Below are 18,714 nucleotides of genomic sequence, written 5' to 3'. Positions count from 1 at the left end.
AAAAAGGCTGAGATCCAGTGTCTCAGTCTTTTATTTCTTACGTTTTGCAAAATCTACAAATCTGAATTTTTCTAATTTATGCCGACTTTCGGTAAACTGAAATTGCCGTCCGTCTTGGAGATAAACTTTTGATTTAATCGAAACGACATAAGGGTCTTTGCCAATGTCCATAAGAATCTTGTCTCGGTCATTTGAGTGGTCAATAGTTATTTCCTTTTGAGCATAATCAATAAGGAGTTTGAGGTCGTCCTCTATATAAGAATAGATGGACTGCTCAGCAATTTGCCGAGTGATATTTGGGATTAGTTCCATATCCAGATAGTCCGTATCCAGAACGGATACCAGATCATCCACCACACGCTGGCGGACCACCTTCCAAACCATACGAAACTCTGGGAAGCCAGTTATTAGTGAGGATTTTTTATCAATAATAATCTTGTCCAGACTGACCACGTTGGTTTTAGAGCGCAGTCCAAGTTCTTGAACTAGTTCTTGGTAGCTGGTTAGGTTGGATACAGGGAAATTGACGGTTTCTTCTTTGACGACTTGAGAACCTTGCCCCCGTATCTTTTTGATCAATCCTTCCTCTTGGAGGAGAGACAGGGCCTTTCGGACGGTATCACGGCTTACCTGATATTGCTCCATGAGGTCATGCTCGCTAGGAAGGAAATCTCCGACAGCGTAAGTCTCGTTTTGAATGGTTTCTTGGATTTGCTTAAATAGTTGTTGGTATTTCTTCATGGTACTTCCTTATACTCTTCGAAAATCAAATTCAAACCACGTCAGCGTCGCCTTACCGTACTCAAGTACAGCTTGCGGCTAGCTTCCTAGTTTGCTCTTTGATTTTCATTGAGTATTAAATGGCTTTTTAGTCTAGTTCAATGAACACCTGTATCTATTTTACCATACAAGTACCGAAAAATGACAAAAAAATCCTCTTTTTAAACAAAACAAGTTGCAGACAAGTTTGGTATCGTTTACAATAGTCTTATCAAATCAAACTTGCTTTGACAAGTATAAGGAGAATCAAATGGGAAAATTTGAACAAGAAGCCAAGGATCTGCTTCAGGCAATTGGAGGCAAAGAAAATGTGACTGCGGTAACCCACTGTGCGACACGGATGCGGTTTGTTTTAGGAGATGATAAGAAGGCTAATGTTAAAGCTATCGAATCAATTCCAGCTGTTAAAGGAACTTTTACAAATGCAGGTCAATTTCAGGTGATTATTGGGAATGACGTGCCGATTTTTTATAATGATTTTACAGCTGTTTCAGGCATTGAGGGTGTTTCCAAAGAAGCAGCCAAGTCTGCAGCTAAGAGTAATCAAAACGTGGTCCAACGTGTTATGACCACTCTGGCGGAAATCTTTACTCCGATTATTCCAGCCTTGATTGTTGGTGGATTGATCCTCGGTTTCCGTAATGTCTTGGAAGGTGTGCATTGGTCTATGTTGGATGGTAAGACCATCACAGAAACTTCTCAGTTTTGGGCAGGGGTTAATCACTTCCTCTGGTTGCCTGGTGAAGCTATCTTCCAGTTCTTACCAGTAGGGATTACCTGGTCTGTTTCTCGTAAGATGGGAACCAGCCAAATTTTGGGAATTGTTCTCGGAATCTGTTTGGTATCGCCTCAATTGCTCAATGCCTATGCGGTTGCTTCAACGCCAGCAGCTGATATCGCAGCAAACTGGGTTTGGAATTTTGGCTATTTTACTGTTAATCGTATCGGTTACCAAGCCCAAGTTATCCCAGCCTTGCTTGCAGGTTTGAGTCTGTCTTATCTTGAAATTTTCTGGCGTAAGCATATCCCAGAAGTGATTTCTATGATTTTTGTACCTTTCTTGTCATTGATTCCAGCCTTGATTTTGGCTCATACTGTCTTGGGACCAATCGGTTGGACAATCGGGCAAGGACTTTCATCAGTTGTATTAGCAGGATTAACTGGTCCTGTTAAGTGGTTCTTCGGTGCGATTTTTGGTGCCCTCTATGCACCATTTGTCATTACAGGTCTGCACCATATGACCAATGCCATTGACACACAATTGATTGCGGATGCGGGTGGAACTGCCCTCTGGCCAATGATTGCTCTTTCTAATATTGCCCAAGGCTCAGCCGTATTTGCCTATTATTTCATACACCGTCATGATGAGCGTGAGGCTCAGGTTTCACTTCCTGCAACCATTTCAGCCTATCTCGGTGTTACAGAACCAGCTCTTTTTGGGGTTAATGTCAAATACATCTATCCATTTGTTGCTGGGATGACTGGTTCAGCTCTTGCAGGCATGTTATCCGTTACTTTCAATGTAACTGCAGCTTCTATTGGTATCGGTGGTTTGCCAGGTATCCTCTCTATTCAACCTCAATACATGTTGCCATTTGCAGGAACTATGTTAGTCGCTATTGTTGTTCCAATGCTCTTGACTTTCTTTTTCCGTAAGGCAGGTTTCTTTACAAAAACTGAGGATGATACAGACTTGCAGGCAGAATTCGTTGCACAAGAAGAAGCAGAATTTGTGAGCCATGAACCAGTAGAACATACTCCAGTAGAAATTGTTAGCCCACTTGAAGGACAAGTAAAAGAACTAAGTCAAGCAACTGATCCAGTCTTTGCTTCAGGTGTCATGGGGCAAGGTCTGGTCATTGAACCAAGTCAAGGTGAGTTGACTTCTCCAGTCAATGGGACAGTTACGGTTCTTTTCCCTACCAAGCATGCCATCGGTATTGTCTCTGACGAGGGAGTGGAATTGCTCATTCACATCGGTATGGATACAGTAGGTCTGGATGGCAAAGGTTTTGAAAGTTTTGTAGCCCAAGGAGACCATGTCACAGTTGGTCAGAAACTGATTCGTTTTGATATGGATGTCATTAAGGCCGCAGGCCTGGTAACAGAAACTCCTGTTATCATCACTAACCAAGATGCTTATACAGCGACCATCACTGGAACTTATCCGACAACAATCCAAGCTGGAGAAGCTCTCATGGTCGCAACACGAATCTAATCAAAATAGCACAAATAGGGAAGGAAGACTGCTTCCTCCCTTTTATCAGAAAAGGAGAAACAGATGACACTTGATAAAGGAAAAGTAGTCTATCAAATCTATCCAAAATCTTACAAAGACACCACTGGCAATGGTATTGGGGACTTACGTGGAATTATCGAAAAAATCCCCTATCTAGCCAAGTTGGGCGTGGATATGGTCTGGCTCAATCCATTCTATCCAAGCCCTCAACGGGATAATGGTTACGATATTTCAGATTATATGGCAGTTGATCCTCTTTTTGGTGATATGGCTGATTTTGAGGAAATGGTGCGTGTCGGTCAAGAGCACAAGATTGACTTTATGCTGGACATGGTACTCAATCATTGTTCGACAGAGCATGAATGGTTTCAGAAAGCCCTAGCTGGTGACAAGTATTATCAAGACTTTTTCTTCATCCAAGACCAACCAACAGACTGGCAGTCTAAGTTTGGTGGCTCTGCATGGGCGCCCTTTGGGAATACAGGGAAATACTACCTTCACCTCTTTGATGAGACCCAGGCTGATCTTAACTGGCGCAATCCCAATGTCCGTAAGGAGCTTTTCAAGGTTGTTAATTTTTGGCGCGATAAGGGTGTCAAAGGTTTCCGATTTGATGTGATCAATTTGATTGGCAAGGACGAGGTCTTAGTGGATTGTCCTGAAAATGAAGGAAAGCCAGCTTACACAGACAAGCCCATCGTTCATGACTATTTGCGTATGATGAATCAAGCCACTTTTGGAGCAGACGATAGCTTTATGACAGTTGGGGAAATGTCTTCTACAACTATGGAAAATTGTGTCCTCTATTCGTCGCCTGACCGTCAGGAATTATCCATGACATTTAATTTTCATCACCTCAAGGTGGACTACAAAGATGGGCAAAAGTGGACCTTGGCTCCCTTTGATTTTGAAGAGTTGAAAAGTCTTTATCATAGCTGGTGCAAGGAGATGAGTGATAAAGATGGGTGGAGCGCTCTCTTCTGGAACAATCACGACCAACCACGCGCTTTAAACCGTTTTGTCGATATTCAGAACTTTCGCAAGGAAGGGGCTACCATGCTAGCAGCCAGCATTCACCTGTCACGTGGAACACCTTATATTTATATGGGCGAGGAAATCGGAATGGTTGACCCAGACTATGATTCCATGGCTGACTATGTGGATGTCGAGTCCATCAATGCCTATCAGATGCTCTTAGAAGAAGGGAAGAGTCAGGAAGAAGCCTTCCAGATTATTCAGGCTAAGTCGCGTGATAATTCACGAATTCCCATGCAGTGGGATGCTTCGGAAAATGCTGGTTTTACAGTAGGGACACCTTGGCTCAAGGCAGGAAAATCCTACCCTCATATCAATGTAGAAAATGAAATCCAAGGTCCGATTTTCACCTTCTACCAAGACTTGATTCGACTTCGTAAAGAAATGCCTATCATCTCAGAAGGAAGTTACAAACCAGCTTTTGAAGACAGTCAGCAAGTCTACGCTTTTGAACGCCAGCATGAGGATCAAAAGTTACTAGTGCTCAATAATTTTTATGCCACAGAAGTGGAAATCGACTTATCAGTAGCCTACCAAAATGGACGAATTTTGATTTCAAACTATGAAGATGCAGAAGTGTCTGAAAAAATTCTACTCAAACCTTATCAAACACTGGCTATCCATGTAAATTAAACTCAGTAAGGAGCCCTCTTTTGCATAAAAGCAGGGTTCTTTTTGCTGTTTATTCCATCCCTGAAAGCGTAAAACAAACTAGTCAGGGTGGCTAGTTTGTGGTATAATGAAAGAGACCCAAAAAGAAACAGGAGAAATATAATGGATTTACTTTTAGCAATTGTATTGATTGTGCTAGCTTTTCTAGGAGGAGCTCTTGGAGGAATGTACTTGGTTCGTAAGCAAATTGAAAAAGAATTTGCTGACAACCCACGTTTGAATGCTGAAGCAGTTCGTACTCTTTTGAGTGCAAATGGTCAAAAACCAAGCGAAGCTAAGGTACAACAAGTTTACCACCAAATCATCCGCCAACAAAAAGCAGCTCTTGCTAACAATAAAAAGAAAAAATAAATAAGGAAAAGTCTGGGATGAAAGTTCCAGACTTCTCACTATGTTGGTTATGGTTTAGGGATGAGACTTTTTCCTTGCATTCTATTGATATTTGATTATGATTAAGAGAGATAGTTGTTGATTAGGATGTCATTCAGTTCATAAGGATCAATAATCATAATGAACTATCAATCAGAAAAAAGACTAGAAAGAAGACTGTATGGATAATCGACCAATTGGTTTTTTGGATTCGGGTGTCGGGGGCTTGACCGTTGTGCGCGAGCTCATGCGCCAACTTCCCCATGAAGAAATCGTCTATATTGGAGATTCGGCACGCGCGCCTTACGGGCCCCGTCCTGCTGAGCAAATTCGTGAATATACTTGGCAGTTGGTCAACTTTCTTTTGACCAAGGATGTCAAAATGATTGTCATTGCTTGTAATACAGCGACTGCGGTCGTCTGGGAAGAAATCAAGGCTCAACTAGATATTCCTGTCCTAGGTGTAATTTTGCCAGGAGCTTCGGCAGCCATCAAGTCCAGCCAAGGTGGGAAAATCGGAGTGATTGGAACGCCCATGACGGTCCAATCTGACATTTATCGTCAGAAAATCAACGATCTGGATCCGGACTTACAGGTGGAGAGTTTGGCCTGTCCCAAGTTTGCTACCTTGGTGGAGTCGGGTGCCCTGTCAACCAGTGTCACCAAGAAAGTGGTCTATGAAACCCTACGTCCCTTGGTTGGAAAGGTAGATAGCCTGATTTTGGGTTGTACCCATTATCCGCTTCTCAGACCTATTATTCAAAATGTTATGGGGCCCAAGGTTCAACTTATCGATAGTGGGGCAGAGTGCGTACGGGACATTTCAGTCTTACTCAATTATTTTGAAATCAATCGTGGTCGTGATGCCGGACCACTCCATCACCGTTTTTACACAACAGCCAGCAGCCAAAGTTTTGCACAAATTGGTGAAGAATGGCTTGAAAAAGAGATTCATGTGGAGCATGTAGAATTATGACAAATAAAATTTATGAATACAAGGATGACCAGGACTGGTATGTTGGGTCCTATAGTATTTTTGGTGGTGTCCGGACTTTGACTGATGAAGACTTGGATTTTCCTCTAGTTGGATTGGCCAAAATCTTTCGAGACGAGGAACGAGGTTTTCCACTTTCAGTTACTGTTTTACGCTATGGTTCTCCCTACCGTTTATTGTCTTTTGTAGTAGATATCCTTAACCAAGAAATGGGACGAAATTTGGAAGTTATTCAACGTCAGGGAGCCCTGCTATTGGTTGAAAATGGGCAACTCTTGTATGTGGAATTGCCCAAAGAAGGGGTCGATGTTCATGATTTCTTTGAGACAAACAAGGTCAGAGAAACCTTATTGATTGCGACTCGTAACGAGGGCAAGACCAAGGAATTCCGAGCTATCTTTGACAAGCTAGGCTACGATGTGGAAAATCTCAATGACTATCCTGACTTGCCTGAAGTAGCAGAAACAGGCATGACCTTCGAAGAAAATGCCCGTCTCAAGGCAGAAACTATTTCTCAATTAACAGGCAAGATGGTTCTGGCAGATGATTCTGGACTGAAAGTTGATGTCCTTGGTGGCTTGCCAGGTGTCTGGTCAGCTCGTTTCGCAGGTGTGGGAGCTACTGACCGTGAAAACAATGCCAAGCTCTTGCACGAATTGGCCATGGTCTTTGAACTCAAGGACCGCTCGGCTCAATTCCATACAACCCTAGTCGTAGCCAGTCCCAACAAGGAAAGTTTGGTTGTTGAAGCAGACTGGCCTGGCTACATTAACTTTGAACCAAAGGGTGAAAATGGATTTGGTTACGATCCTCTCTTCCTTGTAGGAGAGACAGGCAAGTCATCAGCTGAATTAACCCTTGAAGAAAAAAATAGCCAATCTCACCGCGCCTTAGCCGTTAAGAAACTTTTGGAGGTATTTCCATCATGGCAAAGCAAACCATCATTGTAATGAGCGATTCCCATGGCGATAGCTTGATTGTGGAAGAAATCCGTGATCGCTATGTAGGCAAAGTTGATGCCGTTTTTCATAACGGCGATTCTGAACTGCGTCCTGATTCTCCCCTTTGGGAAGGCATCCGTGTTGTTAAAGGGAACATGGACTTCTACGCCGGCTACCCAGAACGTTTGGTGACAGAGCTTGGTTCGACCAAGATTATCCAAACCCATGGACACCTGTTTGACATCAATTTCAACTTTCAAAAGTTGGACTACTGGGCTCAGGAAGAAGAGGCCGATATCTGCCTTTATGGTCACTTGCATGTGCCAAGCGCTTGGATGGAAGGCAAGACACTCTTTCTAAATCCAGGTTCCATCAGTCAACCACGTGGGACCATCAGAGAATGTCTCTATGCTCGTGTGGAGATTGATGACAGTTATTTTAAAGTGGACTTTTTGACACGAGACCATGAGGTGTATCCAGGCTTGTCCAAGGAGTTTAGCCGATGATTGCCAAGGAGTTTGAGACTTTCTTGTTGGGGCAGGAGGAAACTTTTTTGACCCCTGCTAAAAATCTAGCCGTGTTGATTGATACCCACAATGCAGATCACGCGACCCTCTTGCTTAGTCAGATGACCTATACCCGTGTTCCTGTTGTGACAGATGAAAAACAGTTTGTTGGGACGATTGGGCTCAGAGATATTATGGCTTATCAGATGGAGCATGATCTGAGTCAAGAAATCATGGCAGATACGGATATCGTTCATATGACGAGAACGGACGTAGCGGTCGTCTCGCCTGATTTTACCATTACGGAGGTCTTGCACAAGCTAGTGGATGAGTCCTTCCTCCCTGTAGTAGATAAGAATGGTATCTTCCAGGGAATTATCACACGTAAGTCTATCCTCAAGGCAGTGAATGCCCTCTTGCATGACTTTAGTAAGGAATATGAGATTCGATGCAAATGAGAGATAGGATTTCAGCCTTTTTAGAGGAAAAGCAGGGCTTGTCTGCCAATTCCAAGCAGTCCTATAAGTATGATCTGGAACAATTTTTAGACATTGTAGGCGAGCGGATTTCTGAGACCAGTCTCAAGATTTACCAAGCTCAGCTAGCCAATCTAAAAATCAGCGCCCAGAAGCGAAAGATTTCGGCCTGTAACCAATTTCTCTACTTTCTCTATCAAAAAGGAGAAGTGGATAGTTTTTACCGATTGGAATTAGCTAAACAAGCTGAAAAGAAGACCTCAAAACCAGAACTGTTAAACCTAGACTCTTTTTGGCAAGAAAGCGACTATCCAGAGGGTCGCTTGCTAGCGCTCTTAATCCTAGAAATGGGACTCTTGCCGAGTGAGATTTTAGCTCTAAAGGTTGCGGATATCAATCTGGACTTTCAGGTGTTGCGAATCAAGAAGGCTTCCCAACAGAGGATTGTCACCATTCCCACAACCCTGCTTTCAGAGTTGGAACCCTTGATGGGTCAGACCTATCTCTTTGAAAGGGGAGGGAAAGCCTATTCTCGTCAGTGGGCCTTTCGTCAGCTAGAGTCCTTTGTCAAGGAGAAAGGTTTTCCGACCTTATCAGCCCAAGCTTTGCGGGAACAGTTCATTCTACGACACATTGAAAACAAGGTCGATTTGTACGAAATTGCAAAAAAATTAGGATTAAAAACAGTCCTGACTTTAGAAAAATATAGATAATGGATATTAAACTAAAAGATTTTGAAGGGCCCCTGGATCTTCTTTTGCACCTGGTTTCTAAGTACCAGATGGACATCTACGATGTGCCCATTACGGAAGTTATCGAACAGTATCTAACTTATGTCTCAACCCTGCAGGCCATGCGTCTGGAAGTGACGGGCGAGTACATGGTCATGGCCAGTCAGCTTATGCTGATCAAGAGCCGCAAGCTTCTTCCAAAGGTAGCAGAAGTGACAGACTTGGAGGATGACCTGGAGCAGGATCTTCTCTCTCAAATCGAAGAATATCGCAAGTTCAAGCTCTTGGGTGAGCAGTTGGAAGCCAAGCACCAAGAACGGGCCCAGTATTATTCCAAAGCGCCGACAGAGTTGATTTACGAAGATGCGGAGCTTGTGCATGACAAGACGACCATTGACCTCTTTTTGGCTTTTTCAAATATCCTAGCCAAGAAAAAAGAGGAGTTTGCACAGAATCACACGACCATCTTGCGGGATGAGTATAAGATTGAGGACATGATGGTTATTGTAAAAGAGTCCTTGACTGGACGAGATCAATTGCGCTTGCAGGATTTGTTCAAGGAAGCCCAGAATATTCAAGAGGTCATCACCCTCTTTTTGGCAACCCTAGAGTTAATCAAAACCCAGGAGCTGATTCTTGTGCAAGAGGAAAGTTTCGGAGATATTTATCTCATGGAAAAGAAGGAAGAAAGTCAAGTGGTCCAAAGCTAGACTTGATAGAGAGGAAAGATGAGTACTTTAGCAAAAATAGAAGCGCTCTTGTTTGTAGCGGGTGAAGATGGGATTAGGGTCCGCCAGTTAGCTGAACTCCTCTCTCTACCACCGACAGGCATCCAACAGAGTTTAGAAAAATTAGCCCAGAAGTATGAAAAGGACCCAGATTCCAGTTTGGCTCTGATTGAGACAGGGGGCGCTTATAGATTGGTGACCAAGCCTCAATTTGCAGAGATTTTGAAGGAATACTCTAAGGCACCTATCAACCAGAGTTTATCTCGGGCTGCCCTTGAGACCTTGTCCATCATTGCTTACAAACAGCCTATCACACGGATAGAGATTGATGCCATCCGTGGGGTCAACTCGAGTGGGGCCTTGGCAAAGTTGCAGGCCTTTGACTTGATACGAGAAGACGGGAAAAAAGAAGTGTTGGGGCGCCCCAACCTCTATGTGACTACAGATTATTTCCTAGATTACATGGGAATTAACCATTTGGAAGAACTGCCAGTGATTGATGAGCTTGAGATTCAAGCGCAAGAAAGCCAATTATTTGGTGAAAGGATAGAAGAAGATGAGAATCAATAAGTATATTGCCCACGCAGGTGTGGCCAGTAGGAGAAAAGCAGAAGAGCTGATCAAGCAAGGCTTGGTGACGGTTAACGGCCAGGTGGTACGTGAACTAGCAACGACCATCAAGTCTGGTGACAAGGTCGAAGTTGAAGGTCAGCCTATCTACAACGAAGAAAAGGTCTATTATCTACTTAACAAACCACGCGGTGTCATTTCCAGTGTGACAGATGACAAGGGTCGCAAGACGGTTGTCGACCTCTTGCCCAATGTCAAAGAGCGCATCTACCCTGTAGGTCGTTTGGACTGGGATACATCAGGAGTCTTGATTTTGACCAATGATGGGGATTTTACGGATGAGATGATTCACCCTCGTAATGAGATTGACAAGGTTTATGTCGCGCGTGTTAAAGGTGTGGCCAATAAGGATAATCTGCGCCCCTTGACCCGTGGACTTGAGATTGATGGAAAGAAAACCAAACCGGCTGTCTATGAGATTCTCAAAGTGGATCCAGTTAAAAACCGCTCTGTGGTGCAGTTGACCATCCATGAAGGGCGTAACCATCAGGTTAAAAAGATGTTTGAAGCTGTCGGTCTCCAAGTAGATAAGTTGTCTCGAACTCGTTTTGGACACCTAGACTTGACAGGTCTCCGTCCAGGTGAATCGCGTCGCCTTAACAAAAAAGAAATCAGCCAACTACATACCATGGCTGTAACCAAGAAATAATGAAACGAATTTTAATAGCGCCTGTGCGCTTTTACCAACGTTTTATCTCACCAGCCTTTCCACCCTCTTGTCGCTTTGAGCCGACTTGTTCCAACTACATGATTGAGGCTATTGAAAAACATGGCTTCAAGGGTGTTTTGATGGGCTTGGCTCGGATTTTACGTTGCCATCCCTGGTCGAAAACAGGTAAGGACCCTGTTCCAGACCATTTTTCCCTCAAACGAAATCAAGAAGGGGAATGAGGTTAGGTAAAAGATTTTAATAAAATAATAAAACCGCATCCTATCAGGTTTGAGTGAGCTTGATAGGATGCGGTTTATCATGTAAAGTTGTTAGTTGAGTTTGAAGTTGCTTATTTCAAAGCTTTTTGTGCGTCTTCAATCATGAGTTTTGTTGATTCAAGACCGCCTCCGCTTAGATACCAGAGGTCTGGTGTTAGTTGGATAATCTTACCATTTTTAGCGGCAGGAGTTTCAGCGATAAGGGCATTTTCTAGGACGCCATCGTTGCTAGAGTTGTCCCCACCGATGGCAAGGGTACGGTTGATGACAAAGAGGATGTCAGGATTGATTTCTTTGACACTTTCAAAGCTGACTTCTTGTCCGTGGCGAGAATCTTCAAATTGAGTATCAGTTGGCTTGAATTTCAAGGTTTGGTACAAGAAAGAGAAACGAGATTGGGCACCAAAGGCAGCCATTTTTCCTTCGTTGAGGAGGATGGCAAGGGCTTTTTTGTCAGAGCTTTCATTTTTAGTAGCGACTTCTTGGATGTTCTTGTCTAGCTTGGCCAATTCTTCCTTGGCTTTCTGTGTACCAGTTTCACCGAAGGCGCTTGCTAGGGATTCGATATTAGTCTTGGTAGAAGTCCAGTAGTCATCTTTGCCTGCTTGGAAGAGAACAGTCGGAGCGATTTCGTTGAACTTATCTACGAATTTTTGGGTACGTGGTGAAGCGATAATTAGGTCTGGTTCAAGAGCAGCAAGGGCTTCTAGGTCTGGCTCAACCATAGAACCAACATTTTTAACTTTTCCAGCTAGGTCTTTTAGATAAGTCGGAACAGTTTTTGTAGGCATTCCGACGATATTCTTTTCAAAACCTAAAGCGCGAATAGTATCCGCAGCACCGAGGTCAAAGGTCACAATCTTTTCAGGGACTTTTGAAAGTGTGACTACACCTAGTGAATTTTTAATGGTTACCTCTGTTGGAGCAGAGCTACTTGACTCCGTCTTACTAGTGCTTGAGTTTGTACTACATGCACCAAGTAGGAGCAAGAAGCTGGCTACTAGGGCAGTGAGGTAAAGTTTGAGGGATGTTTTCATGATTTCTCCTTTTTAAAATGTGATAACGATTTAGGGAGTCTCTAGGTTTTATTGACTAAGAGATTGAAGGTTCTCTAACTTGAACTTATATGTTATTAGCTATAGATACAGATCTTTTTGCCATTGATATCAGCCAGCGTGATGGGAATCTCATAAAGTTGACTGAGCAGGTCAGCCTGCATGATTTGATCTGTTCTTCCCTTGCTAAAGACTTGACCGTCCTTGAAGGCGACAATTTCATCCGCATACTGGCTGGCCATGTTGATATCGTGGAGGACGATGATAATGGTTTTTCCGAGTTCCTCCACCAGTTGCTTGAGAATCTGCATCATGCTGACGCTTTGCTTGATATCGAGATTGTTGAGTGGTTCGTCCAGCAAGATAAAATCTGTATCCTGGGCCAGTACCATAGCGATAAAGACCCGCTGGAGCTGGCCTCCAGACAGGCTATCGATGTAGCGGTCTTTTAAGTCTGTCAGTTCCAGATAGTCCAGAGTTTCTCGGATTTTTTCCCAGTCTTCTGGTCTCAGACGACCTCGGCTGTAGGGAAAACGTCCAAAACTGACCAGTTCTTCAACCGTCAATTTGGCTTGGTAATTGATTTTCTGCTTTAGAATGGTGAGCTCTTTGGCCAGTTCTTGCGAATTCCAACTCTCGATTTCACGACCTTTGATACTGAGTATTCCCTGATCCTTCTTGGTCAATCTGCTCATGATGGAGAGGAGAGTTGATTTTCCGGCACCATTGGGACCAATAAAGGCTGTCAGTTTCTGAGGACTGACTTCAAGCGAAATGTCTTGCAAAATATCTTGTTTTTGAATGGATTTGTTAATGTTTTCCAGTTTCACTGACGCGCCCTCCTGTAAAGTAAGATAAAGAATAAGAGACCACCTACGCTCTCGATGATCATGCTGATGCGAATTTCCAGTGCAAAGACTCGTTCAATAAGGGCCTGCCCCAAGGTCAAGCTAATAAATCCAACCAGAATGGCTACGATAAAGAGCAACTTGTGCCGATAATCTTTGACGATTAGGTAGGTAAGATTGGCCAGCATAAAGCCGAAGAAGGCCATAGGCCCTACCAAGGCAGTGGCCGTTGAAGTTAAAAGCACGATGCCCCAGAGGAGTTCTCTCTGTTCTTTTTCAACATCGAGTCCCAATATCTGAGCTGTTTCTCTTTGCAGATGCAAGACATCCAGAATGACTGCTTTCCGAAAGAAAAAGATGGTTAAAGCAAGGATAACCAGAGAACCAATGGCTAGGATGGAAGTGTTGAGATGTTGAAAGGAGGCAAAGAGACTGTTTTGCAGTTTATCATATTCATTTGGATCCATCAGGACTTGGAGGAAGGTACTGATATTTCGAAAGAGACTTCCGAGGGCTAGACAGATTAGCAGGATGAAGACCAGGTCTTGTTTCATCAGTGTCTTCAAGTAGCCTTGTAAGGCAAGAAAGAAGAGGGATTGAAGCAGAAGCAAAACTAGGAATTCTAAGATAGGAGACTTCCCGAGTTGAAGAAACTTGCTTTCAAAAACCAGTAGTAGGGTTTGTAGTAGGACGTAGAAGGATTCGATTCCCAAAATACTTGGCGTCAGGAAGCGATTTTCCGTCAGGGTTTGAAAACTAATGGTCGAAATCCCAGTCGCGATGGCTACCAAGAGATAAACAACTATCTTTTGTGAACGCAACTTCCAAGCAAAGGCTGACAAGTGAGTGATGGGCCAAAAGTAGAGGAGACAAGCTCCGATGGCCAGAATAATGAGAAGGCAGAAGAGTTTGCTATGTTTGCTTTTAGACTGCATCTTTTTGTCCCCCTCTCCAGAGAAGTAGGATAAAGACGAGGCTACCGATGATTCCTAGCAAGAGGCTGACAGACAGCTCATAGGGTCGAATCAGAACTCGGGATAGGATATCGCAGGCCAGAACCAGATTGGCCCCAACCAGTACGACCATGAGTTTGGTTTGACTTAGATTATCTCCGTAGCGCTTGCGAACAAGATTGGGAACGATGACCCCGAGAAAAGGCAAGCCACCCACGGTAATCATGGTGACACTTGTCGTTAGCGCAACCAGAAAGAGGGCCAGTTTTTCAAGTAGGGAGTAGGAAATTCCCAAACTTTCACTGGTTTCCTTTCCTAGATTCATGATGGTAAAGGTTTGGGACAATTTCCAAACGGCAATCAGGATAATGAGCCCTAAGAAGAGCCACTCATACTGATGGGTCTGAATCATGGAGAAGGAGCCCTGGGTCCAAGCTGTCATACTCTGAACCAGATTGAAACGATAGGCGATAACTTCTGTCACAGAACCGATAATTCCACTATAAATGATCCCAATCAAGGGCAACATCCACCTTTCCTTTACGGTAAAAATAGTCATAAAGGCCAGAAAGAAGAGGGTAAATAAGATGGATGAAACAAAAGCAAAGAGCATCTTTTGGGTCAGACTAGCCGACGGAAAGACAAAGAGGCTCAGTACCATTCCTAGTTTGGCGGCTTCAGTGGTCCCAACTGTACTCGGAGCAGCAAACTGATTTTGGGTGATGGTTTGCATGAGGAGCCCTGCCATACTCATACTAGAGGCAGTTAGGAGAATACTAATCGTTCTTGGAAGACGGGACTCTTGAAAGAGAAGCCAAGTTTCATGATCCAGAGCAAAGAGTTTTCCCCATGAAAAATCACTGGTCCCAATGCTAATAGAGAGAAAGACTAGGAGTAGAAGTAAGCCAATTAAATAATGAGAAAGTTTCATACCCCGTCCTTTCATGTAGATTTGGTATCGAAAGATACCTGCGGATATTACTGTAACATGATTTCTTTAATCTGTCAATGAATTTTCTGACAATTTAATGTAAAAATAAAGGAAATTTCCTGAAATATCATCTAGCCCTCTATTTCGTAGAATAAACAAGTAAAGTTCAATCCACCTTCCCACTACCCTTCTCCTATAAAAAGTGGTAAAATGGATGAAAGAAAGAAGGAACTGAAATGACAACATTATTTTCAAAAATCAAAGAAGTAACAGAACTTGCTGCGATCTCAGGTCATGAAGCGCCTGTCCGTGCCTATCTTCGTGAAAAGTTGACACCGCATGTGGATGAAGTGGTGACAGATGGCTTGGGTGGTATTTTTGGTATCAAGCATTCAGAAGTTGCGGATGCACCGCGCGTCTTGGTCGCTTCTCACATGGATGAAGTTGGTTTTATGGTTAGCGAAATCAAGCCAGACGGTACCTTCCGTGTCGTAGAAATCGGTGGCTGGAACCCTATGGTAGTCAGTAGCCAACGTTTCAAACTCTTGACTCGTGATGGTCGTGAAATTCCAGTGATTTCAGGCTCTGTTCCTCCACATTTGACTCGTGGAAAGGGTGGACCAACCATGCCAGCCATTGCCGATATCGTTTTTGATGGTGGGTTTGCGGACAAGGCTGAGGCAGAAAGCTTTGGCATCCGTCCTGGTGACACCATTGTCCCAGATAGTTCCGCTATTTTGACAGCCAATGAAAAAAATATCATCTCAAAAGCTTGGGATAACCGCTACGGTGTCCTCATGGTAAGCGAGCTAGCTGAAGCTTTATCAGGTCAAAAACTCGGAAATGAACTCTATCTTGGCTCTAACGTCCAAGAAGAGGTTGGTCTGCGTGGTGCTCATACCTCTACAACTAAGTTTGACCCAGAAGTCTTCTTAGCAGTTGATTGCTCACCTGCTGGTGATGTCTATGGTGGTCAAGGCAAAATTGGAGATGGAACCTTGATTCGTTTCTACGATCCAGGTCACTTGCTTCTACCAGGAATGAAGGATTTCCTTTTGACAACGGCTGAAGAAGCTGGTATCAAGTACCAATACTACTGTGGAAAAGGTGGAACAGACGCTGGTGCAGCTCATTTGAAAAATGGTGGTGTCCCATCTACAACAATCGGTGTTTGCGCTCGTTATATCCATTCTCACCAAACCCTCTACGCTATGGATGACTTCTTAGAAGCTCAAGCTTTCTTGCAAGCATTGGTGAAAAAATTGGATCGTTCAACGGTTGATTTGATTAAAAATTATTAAACTTAAGGAGGTGGTAGGGATGGTAGAACCAAACCTAGAAAGCCTTATAAAAGATCTTTACAATCATGCTCGCCATGATTTGAGTGAAGATTTAGTTGTTGCTCTCCTAGAGACTGCTAAAAAACTGCCTACTACAAATGAGCAATTGCTGGCAGTTCGTCTCTCAGGCCTGGTCAATCGTGAATTGCTCCTTAATCCCAAACATCCGGCACCTGAGTTGCTCAACTTGGCTCGCTTTATTAAAAGAGAAGAATCCAAGTACAGAGGAACTGCGGCTTCTGCGCTTATGTACGGGGAGCTCTTTAAAATGCTTTGATTCCATTGTGAATCAAAGCATTTTTCTATATGGTAGAAGAGTAATTCTTGATTAGGAGAAGAAAAAGCCATCCCATTTAGGATAGCTTCTTGGATCTTAGATTTGTTCAGCGATGACCTTTTCAGCTAGATTCATAGCGTGGTCAGATACACGAGTATAGTGGGAAATGATGTCGATAAAGTTGACCCCAGCTTGTGTTGAACACTCACCCTTGTTGAGGCGTTTGATGTGGGTCTTTCTGAGAACACGTTCCATATTGTTGATTTCTTTATGGCGTTCAATCAGACTTTGAGCTTTTTCAATATCATTGTTTTCCACGCTATCAAGAGCATCCTTGATGAAGCTAGTGGTTTTTTGATAGATATCAGCTAATTCTTGTAAAGCAGCTTCAGAAAACTCAACATTTTTACGTTGAAGATAGTCAGTTAGATTGATTAGGGCTTCTGCGTGGTCCCCAATCCGTTCCAAATCACGGGATGAATCCAGGATGTTGGTGAGCACTTCGCTTTCTTTCTGGCTAAGGGCTTCACTTGAAAGAGTAATAAGGTAACGAGTCAATTTTTCATCAATGGTATTGATGGCTTCTTCTGTCTTGTGGCCTTTTTCAGCTACCTTTTCATTAAGGTCAATGATGTAGTTGTATGAAAGGTCAAAGGCTTTAGAAGCATAATTTCCCAAGTGAAGGAGTTCTTTTTTGGCATTTCCGAGAGCGATTGATGGAGCTTGTTTAATCAAATGCTCATCAAGATAAAGTGGCTCGTACTTGACAACTTCATCTTCACCAGGGATGAGCTTGGTTACAAAGTAGGCCAAGGCTCCGATGAATGGAAATTGGATAATAGTATTTGTGATATTAAAGGTTCCGTGGGCGAAGGCAATGGTCATTTCTGGAGCCAGATTGAGTGTAGATTCAAACCATTGAATCAAGCCAGTGAAAGGTACAAGGAAGACAATACAGATAACCGTACCAATCACGTTAAAGGCAACATGGGCACCAGCAACACGTTTGGCAGCGATATTGGCTCCAAGAGAAGCAATAATAGCTGTAATGGTCGTTCCGATATTATCACCAAACAAGACTGGTAGGGCACCTTGTAGATCAATCAAACCACTTGCGTAAAGATTCTGTAGGATACCGATAGTTGCGGAAGAAGCTTGAATGAGTAGGGTTAGTCCAGTTCCGACAAAGACACCGAGAATAGGACTCTTACTTAGTTCAACCATGTAGTCTCTAAAGACTTGCAGGTCTTTTAGAGGCTCCATTGCACCGCTCATAAGATTGAGAGCGAAGAAGATACCACCTACACCAAAAATGATACGTCCGATGTTATTGATAGAGCGATTCTTGGTGAAGAAGAGACAAATCGCTCCGATGAAAAGCATTGGTAAGGCGTAATCTCCTAGCTTAAAACCGATGATAAAGGATGTAACGGTAGTTCCAATATTGGCACCCATGACAATACCGATAGCTTGACGCAAGGTCAAAAGTCCTGCGCTGACTAGCCCCACTGTAATGACTGTGACCCCAGAACTTGACTGAATTAGCGCCGTCATACCGATACCAACTAGCACACCGAAGAACGGATTGCTAGTGTACTTGTCAATGTAAAAACGAAGGCGATCTCCAGCAGCTTGTTGCAAACCGTCTCCCATGGTCTTGATACTATATAAGAATAGTCCCAGACCACCTAAAAAGTGAAATAAAATTTCCTGCCAATTAATGGACATTTCTTTTTCCTCCGAAAAATAATAACGGAATTTCTCCTATTCTATTTTAAAGGATAAAAGTAAATCTAACAAGTGTTAAGCTAAGATTTTAGAAAGAAAATTCGTTAGAATGGGCCTTAATTATATTAATTTTACCAATTTCTAACCTAGATATAGGTATTTCCTTTTATATATTGACATTTAAAAGAAATATTTTAAAATGAGGGAGGTATTATCTTGGTCCCTGTGATTGGGATAAAAATTTTATAAAGAAAGTTAAGCGCTTTCTTTTGTGCAACAAAATCAATCTTTTATTTAGGAGGAGAAAATGAAGAATTCATTTTTTGAAAGACGTTGTCGTTACAGTATTCGTAAGTTATCAGTAGGAGCCTGCTCACTGATGATTGGGGCTGTTTTATTTGCTGGTCCAGCCTTGGCAGAAGAAACTGTAGTTCCTGAAAATAATGGAGCCAATACAGAGCTTGTTTCAGGAGAGAGTGAGTATTCGACTAATGAAGCTGACAAGCAGCATGAAGGAGAACATGCTAGAGAAAACAAGCTAGAAAAGGCAG

Annotated in this window: 20 protein-coding genes and 1 pseudogene; 15 read left to right on the top strand and 6 right to left on the bottom strand. The window is 43.1% G+C overall.

Annotation, left to right across the window (positions count from 1 at the left end):
• Positions 1-30 precede the first annotated feature (30 nt).
• Complete coding sequence (treR, locus tag MK480_RS03650; protein ID WP_004255908.1) at positions 31-741, bottom strand: trehalose operon repressor; 711 nt, start codon at positions 739-741, stop codon at positions 31-33.
• A 289-nt stretch (positions 742-1,030) separates the two neighbouring features.
• Between treR and treP the strand changes: the two genes are divergently transcribed.
• The 12 genes from treP to yidD all read left to right on the top strand — a co-directional run bounded on the left by treP (position 1,031) and on the right by yidD (position 10,992).
• Positions 1,031-2,998 (top strand): PTS system trehalose-specific EIIBC component, encoded by a 1,968-nt coding sequence (gene treP, locus MK480_RS03645; protein WP_049499721.1) that lies wholly within the window; start codon positions 1,031-1,033, stop codon positions 2,996-2,998.
• Between the two features lie 63 nt (positions 2,999-3,061).
• On the top strand, positions 3,062-4,687 hold the full coding sequence (gene treC, locus MK480_RS03640) for an alpha,alpha-phosphotrehalase (RefSeq protein WP_049499722.1): 1,626 nt from the start codon (positions 3,062-3,064) through the stop codon (positions 4,685-4,687).
• 141 nt (positions 4,688-4,828) lie between these two features.
• Positions 4,829-5,077, top strand: coding sequence for a YneF family protein (locus tag MK480_RS03635; RefSeq protein ID WP_000364990.1), 249 nt, complete (start codon positions 4,829-4,831; stop codon positions 5,075-5,077).
• 199 nt (positions 5,078-5,276) lie between these two features.
• Entirely contained in the window at positions 5,277-6,071 is a 795-nt protein-coding gene (gene racE / locus MK480_RS03630; RefSeq protein WP_078237956.1) for a glutamate racemase, read from the top strand.
• A complete protein-coding gene (locus MK480_RS03625; protein ID WP_049499724.1) occupies positions 6,068-7,039 on the top strand; it encodes a nucleoside-triphosphate diphosphatase in 972 nt (323 codons plus the stop codon). Before racE ends, MK480_RS03625 begins: the two co-directional genes overlap by 4 nt.
• Positions 7,015-7,536, top strand: coding sequence for a metallophosphoesterase (locus MK480_RS03620; protein WP_001118952.1), 522 nt, complete (start codon positions 7,015-7,017; stop codon positions 7,534-7,536). The genes MK480_RS03625 and MK480_RS03620 overlap by 25 nt, the downstream gene beginning before the upstream one ends.
• On the top strand, positions 7,533-7,994 hold the full coding sequence (gene cbpB / locus MK480_RS03615) for a cyclic-di-AMP-binding protein CbpB (RefSeq protein ID WP_049499725.1): 462 nt from the start codon (positions 7,533-7,535) through the stop codon (positions 7,992-7,994). The genes MK480_RS03620 and cbpB overlap by 4 nt, the downstream gene beginning before the upstream one ends.
• Positions 7,991-8,725, top strand: coding sequence for a site-specific tyrosine recombinase XerD (gene xerD, locus MK480_RS03610; RefSeq protein ID WP_326845937.1), 735 nt, complete (start codon positions 7,991-7,993; stop codon positions 8,723-8,725). Before cbpB ends, xerD begins: the two co-directional genes overlap by 4 nt.
• A complete protein-coding gene (locus tag MK480_RS03605) occupies positions 8,725-9,453 on the top strand; it encodes a segregation/condensation protein A (RefSeq protein ID WP_033684758.1) in 729 nt (242 codons plus the stop codon). The genes xerD and MK480_RS03605 overlap by 1 nt, the downstream gene beginning before the upstream one ends.
• A gap of 18 nt (positions 9,454-9,471) precedes the next feature.
• Positions 9,472-10,041 carry an SMC-Scp complex subunit ScpB gene (gene scpB / locus MK480_RS03600; protein ID WP_000105303.1) on the top strand — a complete coding sequence of 190 codons (570 nt, stop codon included), beginning with the start codon at positions 9,472-9,474 and terminating at the stop codon, positions 10,039-10,041.
• The gene (locus MK480_RS03595) at positions 10,028-10,750 is read left to right on the top strand and encodes a pseudouridine synthase (protein WP_001222228.1); all 723 of its coding nucleotides are present in this window, start codon (positions 10,028-10,030) and stop codon (positions 10,748-10,750) included. Before scpB ends, MK480_RS03595 begins: the two co-directional genes overlap by 14 nt.
• Positions 10,750-10,992: a membrane protein insertion efficiency factor YidD gene (yidD, locus tag MK480_RS03590; protein ID WP_024057384.1), complete on the top strand. Its 243-nt coding sequence runs from the start codon at positions 10,750-10,752 to the stop codon at positions 10,990-10,992. The genes MK480_RS03595 and yidD overlap by 1 nt, the downstream gene beginning before the upstream one ends.
• Before the next feature lie 110 nt (positions 10,993-11,102).
• Here yidD and MK480_RS03585 read toward each other — a convergent pair whose 3' ends face one another.
• From MK480_RS03585 to MK480_RS03570, 4 genes are all read right to left on the bottom strand, one after another.
• Positions 11,103-12,068 (bottom strand): siderophore ABC transporter substrate-binding protein, encoded by a 966-nt coding sequence (locus MK480_RS03585; RefSeq protein WP_024057385.1) that lies wholly within the window; start codon positions 12,066-12,068, stop codon positions 11,103-11,105.
• Between the two features lie 95 nt (positions 12,069-12,163).
• Positions 12,164-12,916, bottom strand: a complete 753-nt coding sequence (locus tag MK480_RS03580) for an iron ABC transporter ATP-binding protein (protein ID WP_033684759.1) — start codon at positions 12,914-12,916, stop codon at positions 12,164-12,166.
• The gene (locus tag MK480_RS03575; RefSeq protein ID WP_033684760.1) at positions 12,913-13,869 is read right to left on the bottom strand and encodes an iron chelate uptake ABC transporter family permease subunit; all 957 of its coding nucleotides are present in this window, start codon (positions 13,867-13,869) and stop codon (positions 12,913-12,915) included. Before MK480_RS03575 ends, MK480_RS03580 begins: the two co-directional genes overlap by 4 nt.
• A complete protein-coding gene (locus MK480_RS03570; RefSeq protein ID WP_229294559.1) occupies positions 13,859-14,818 on the bottom strand; it encodes an ABC transporter permease in 960 nt (319 codons plus the stop codon). Before MK480_RS03570 ends, MK480_RS03575 begins: the two co-directional genes overlap by 11 nt.
• Positions 14,819-15,054: 236 nt before the next feature.
• Here MK480_RS03570 and pepA point away from each other — a divergent pair, with 236 nt between their 5' ends.
• Both pepA and MK480_RS03560 read left to right on the top strand, forming a co-directional pair.
• Complete coding sequence (pepA, locus tag MK480_RS03565; RefSeq protein WP_268707207.1) at positions 15,055-16,119, top strand: glutamyl aminopeptidase; 1,065 nt, start codon at positions 15,055-15,057, stop codon at positions 16,117-16,119.
• A gap of 19 nt (positions 16,120-16,138) precedes the next feature.
• Positions 16,139-16,435: a bacteriocin immunity family protein gene (locus MK480_RS03560; protein WP_020903107.1), complete on the top strand. Its 297-nt coding sequence runs from the start codon at positions 16,139-16,141 to the stop codon at positions 16,433-16,435.
• Positions 16,436-16,531: 96 nt separating this feature from the next.
• On the opposite strand, the gene MK480_RS03555 is transcribed toward MK480_RS03560, so the two are convergent.
• A complete protein-coding gene (locus MK480_RS03555; RefSeq protein ID WP_020903108.1) occupies positions 16,532-18,163 on the bottom strand; it encodes a Na/Pi cotransporter family protein in 1,632 nt (543 codons plus the stop codon).
• A gap of 307 nt (positions 18,164-18,470) precedes the next feature.
• Between MK480_RS03555 and MK480_RS10130 the strand changes: the two are divergent.
• Positions 18,471-18,533, top strand: a pseudogene (locus tag MK480_RS10130) (YSIRK-type signal peptide-containing protein); the annotation flags it as partial.
• Positions 18,534-18,714: the final 181 nt, after the last annotated feature.

Origin of the sequence: Streptococcus mitis, from assembly GCF_026782895.1 — a bacterium.
GTDB classification, from domain to species: Bacteria; Bacillota; Bacilli; order Lactobacillales; family Streptococcaceae; genus Streptococcus; species Streptococcus mitis_CB.
Note: the sequence above shows the minus strand (reverse complement) of the source record. Positions and strands in the feature narration are given on the sequence as shown.

Excerpts from the sequence above, each read along its gene's own strand:
- MK480_RS03605 (WP_033684758.1), top strand. The coding sequence starts at position 8,725 with ATGGATATTAAACTAAAAGATTTTGAAGGGCCCCTGGATCTTCTTTTG.
- pepA (WP_268707207.1), top strand. The coding sequence starts at position 15,055 with ATGACAACATTATTTTCAAAAATCAAAGAAGTAACAGAACTTGCTGCG.
- MK480_RS03620 (WP_001118952.1), top strand. The coding sequence starts at position 7,015 with ATGGCAAAGCAAACCATCATTGTAATGAGCGATTCCCATGGCGATAGC.
- treC (WP_049499722.1), top strand. The coding sequence starts at position 3,062 with ATGACACTTGATAAAGGAAAAGTAGTCTATCAAATCTATCCAAAATCT.
- yidD (WP_024057384.1), top strand. The coding sequence starts at position 10,750 with ATGAAACGAATTTTAATAGCGCCTGTGCGCTTTTACCAACGTTTTATC.
- treR (WP_004255908.1), bottom strand. The coding sequence starts at position 741 with ATGAAGAAATACCAACAACTATTTAAGCAAATCCAAGAAACCATTCAA.
- treP (WP_049499721.1), top strand. The coding sequence starts at position 1,031 with ATGGGAAAATTTGAACAAGAAGCCAAGGATCTGCTTCAGGCAATTGGA.
- scpB (WP_000105303.1), top strand. The coding sequence starts at position 9,472 with ATGAGTACTTTAGCAAAAATAGAAGCGCTCTTGTTTGTAGCGGGTGAA.
- MK480_RS03585 (WP_024057385.1), bottom strand. The coding sequence starts at position 12,068 with ATGAAAACATCCCTCAAACTTTACCTCACTGCCCTAGTAGCCAGCTTC.
- MK480_RS03570 (WP_229294559.1), bottom strand. The coding sequence starts at position 14,818 with ATGAAACTTTCTCATTATTTAATTGGCTTACTTCTACTCCTAGTCTTT.
- MK480_RS03595 (WP_001222228.1), top strand. The coding sequence starts at position 10,028 with ATGAGAATCAATAAGTATATTGCCCACGCAGGTGTGGCCAGTAGGAGA.
- cbpB (WP_049499725.1), top strand. The coding sequence starts at position 7,533 with ATGATTGCCAAGGAGTTTGAGACTTTCTTGTTGGGGCAGGAGGAAACT.
- racE (WP_078237956.1), top strand. The coding sequence starts at position 5,277 with ATGGATAATCGACCAATTGGTTTTTTGGATTCGGGTGTCGGGGGCTTG.
- MK480_RS03575 (WP_033684760.1), bottom strand. The coding sequence starts at position 13,869 with ATGCAGTCTAAAAGCAAACATAGCAAACTCTTCTGCCTTCTCATTATT.
- MK480_RS03560 (WP_020903107.1), top strand. The coding sequence starts at position 16,139 with ATGGTAGAACCAAACCTAGAAAGCCTTATAAAAGATCTTTACAATCAT.
- MK480_RS03625 (WP_049499724.1), top strand. The coding sequence starts at position 6,068 with ATGACAAATAAAATTTATGAATACAAGGATGACCAGGACTGGTATGTT.
- MK480_RS03555 (WP_020903108.1), bottom strand. The coding sequence starts at position 18,163 with ATGTCCATTAATTGGCAGGAAATTTTATTTCACTTTTTAGGTGGTCTG.
- MK480_RS03635 (WP_000364990.1), top strand. The coding sequence starts at position 4,829 with ATGGATTTACTTTTAGCAATTGTATTGATTGTGCTAGCTTTTCTAGGA.
- xerD (WP_326845937.1), top strand. The coding sequence starts at position 7,991 with ATGAGAGATAGGATTTCAGCCTTTTTAGAGGAAAAGCAGGGCTTGTCT.